This is a genomic window from Rhizobium sp. P2_G2 (assembly GCF_056403555.1).
Genome location: NZ_JBFUFF010000239.1, coordinates 1 through 2,440 on the forward strand (window position 1 = coordinate 1; position 2,440 = coordinate 2,440).

The window sequence follows — 2,440 nt, forward strand, 5'->3', positions numbered from 1 at the left end:
CAAGTATTCCGAGCGGCTGGCGGAGGCGGGCATCGAGCCCTCGGTCGGCAGCGTTGGCGATTCCTATGACAACGCTCTCGCCGAAACGATCAACGGCCTTTACAAGGCCGAGGTCATCCATCGGCGAGGACCATGGCGCAACTTCGAAGCCGTGGAGTTCGCCACGCTTGAATGGGTGGATTGGTTCAACAATCAACGACTTCTGGAGCCCATCGGCAATATTCCACCAGCTGAAGCCGAAGAACGATACTACGCCATGCTGGACGAACCAGCCGTGGCCGCATAACTTAAACCAAACGGTCTCCGGCAAAGCCGGGGCGGTTCACATCGTCATCATTCCTCAAATGATAAACGCCAGACGCTCGTAGGGCAGATTCTACCGACTCTGCGGCATGGCGTATCCGCATTTCCTTACTCGGCGGCATAGGTTCCTCCTACATAGTGGTGACGGACATTATCGTATAAGAATCCTCATCGAGCGGCATCCTCAAAGATTGCACCAGAGACAATATCTCAACTAAATAAGGTGCTGGCTGACGCCCTCGGCATTTTTATTTGGATCAACTACCCTTCGCTCGCCGGCCGGGGTGTGGGGGTGGCCAGCCCCCACCACGCAAAACGGGCCACCGTCGCCGATGGCCCGTCCCGATGATGACTACGCCACTTGGGCGAACTCACCATCCTCGCCCTGCTGGGCAACGACTCTACTTCGGAATACGGGCGGAAGCCAGTCGGTTTCAGCCATCCCTTGCATCACATGGCGGGCGGCAGTCTCCTTTTTCACTTCGGCCAGCCTGATGGAAAGTACGGCCTTGGCCTCCTGGACCATACGAACCATCGTCGCCTTGGTCAGCCGCCCATAGAACCCTTCCACAGTCGGTTTCCACTGCCCCGCCATGTCCAGCGACAGGCTCGCAGCCAAAGCCTCCACATGGGCCAGCCGGGGCGAGGTCTCGGCATCGAGTTTGTCCTTCACCGCGTTGACGCTGGAAGCGGCGCAGAACGCCAGCAGCGACAGCAGCACGTCCCGAGGCTGCGCAAGGCACCACTGGAACAGGTCGGGGGGATTGCCGGGAAGTCGGTCACCCCACATTTCGGCCTCGGCGGCCATAATGGCATGGGCCTCACATTCCTCCTTGACCATCACCAAGGCACCCGCGTGGGTTCGTTTCAGGCCAAGGCCAAGGCAGGTGTCCGAGGAATGCCCGCCGAAGAGCGGCAGCGCCAAGGAATACACGGTGGCTGCCAATGCCACATCGGGGTTTTGTGTCAGCGCCACTTGGATGGCCGCCGTGCGGTGGGCTGACAGTTCCTTGACAATGGACGCCGGCAACGCGCCGAGGTCTTTCGGCTGCTTCTCGGCGACCACATTGCGCGCGTTCTCGCGGTCGTCCGGATGAACAAATCCCCGCTCAACGGTAAGCTCGCCCTCGTGCCCAATCCTCACTATCGCCCCTGCCCGCGCCATGTCCTCGGCGTCGTAGCGTGGAACACGTTCCACATCCTCCTCATCCTCGGCATCATCATAGCGCGGATACACCCGGCCATAGTGGACCGAGTAATCCCGCTCCACCTCGGCCTTCACCCATTTCCAGCCCTCGGTCTGCACAGCCGCCACGGCAGCGTCCAATTTCTCCTGAGCCAACCGCAGTACCAGCGCCCGGTCGGCTATATATCCCTCGTTCGCCTCATCGAACAGGTCGCGCTGGATGGCCCCGCCCGCTGCCGCATAGGCGTCCACACCCACAAACTTCGCCACCGGCTGGGTCAGCGCCACCGCCTCCTGCGTCAGGGCGGCGCGGATTTCACGCGGGGACCTGCTCAACTGGAGAGGCTACCGCAAACCTCCTCCTGCCGCTCATGGTCATCGCTGACCGCGAACGCCATCATCTGCTCAAGGGTCAACTCCCCTTCGCGGTACAGCGTCCGCAGCTTCGGCGACACCTTCGCCAGCTTCATCCGCCGCTCGACCACCGCAGGGGTCACCCCGAACCGCGCCGCCACATCCTCGATGCTCTTGCCAGCCTCGACAAGCTGCTGAAACGCCACGAACTGGTCATCCGGATGCATGGCCCGCCGCACGACATTCTCCACGAAGGAGATTTCCGCGGCGTCCTCCCCCTCCTCCAGCACCCGGCACGGAATGTCCGCGTCCTTGGGCATCAGGCCCTCTTTCACGAGCGATTTCAGCGCCCGCAGCCGCCTGCCACCCCCCACGACTTCGAAACGCCCTTTACCGGCTTCCCGCACGTTCAGGTTCTGCCGCAACCCATGAGCCGCGATACTCGCCGCCAACTCGTCAATCCCCTCCCCTGCGTCGGTCTTGCGGACATTGTCCTTGCAAAACACCAGCTTGTTCAAAGCAATGTTCTGGATATTCATCATCTTGGTCTCTCCTATTTGTTATGCGAAGCAGCACTGCGCTGCTGCTTCCCGAGCT

General features: G+C 61.3%; 3 protein-coding genes. 1 reads left to right on the plus strand and 2 read right to left on the minus strand.

Features of this window, described 5'->3' with window-relative positions:
* Positions 1 to 286: integrase core domain-containing protein (locus AC1D06_RS42385; protein WP_477991541.1), on the plus strand; the 286-nt coding region annotated here is incomplete at its 5' end.
* Positions 287 to 655: 369 nt separating this feature from the next.
* On the opposite strand, the gene AC1D06_RS42390 is transcribed toward AC1D06_RS42385, so the two are convergent.
* Both AC1D06_RS42390 and AC1D06_RS42395 read right to left on the minus strand, forming a co-directional pair.
* A complete protein-coding gene (locus AC1D06_RS42390) occupies positions 656 to 1,777 on the minus strand; it encodes a hypothetical protein (protein ID WP_477991543.1) in 1,122 nt (373 codons plus the stop codon).
* 44 nt (positions 1,778 to 1,821) lie between these two features.
* Positions 1,822 to 2,385, minus strand: a complete 564-nt coding sequence (locus AC1D06_RS42395; protein ID WP_477991544.1) for a ParB/RepB/Spo0J family partition protein — start codon at positions 2,383 to 2,385, stop codon at positions 1,822 to 1,824.
* Positions 2,386 to 2,440: the final 55 nt, after the last annotated feature.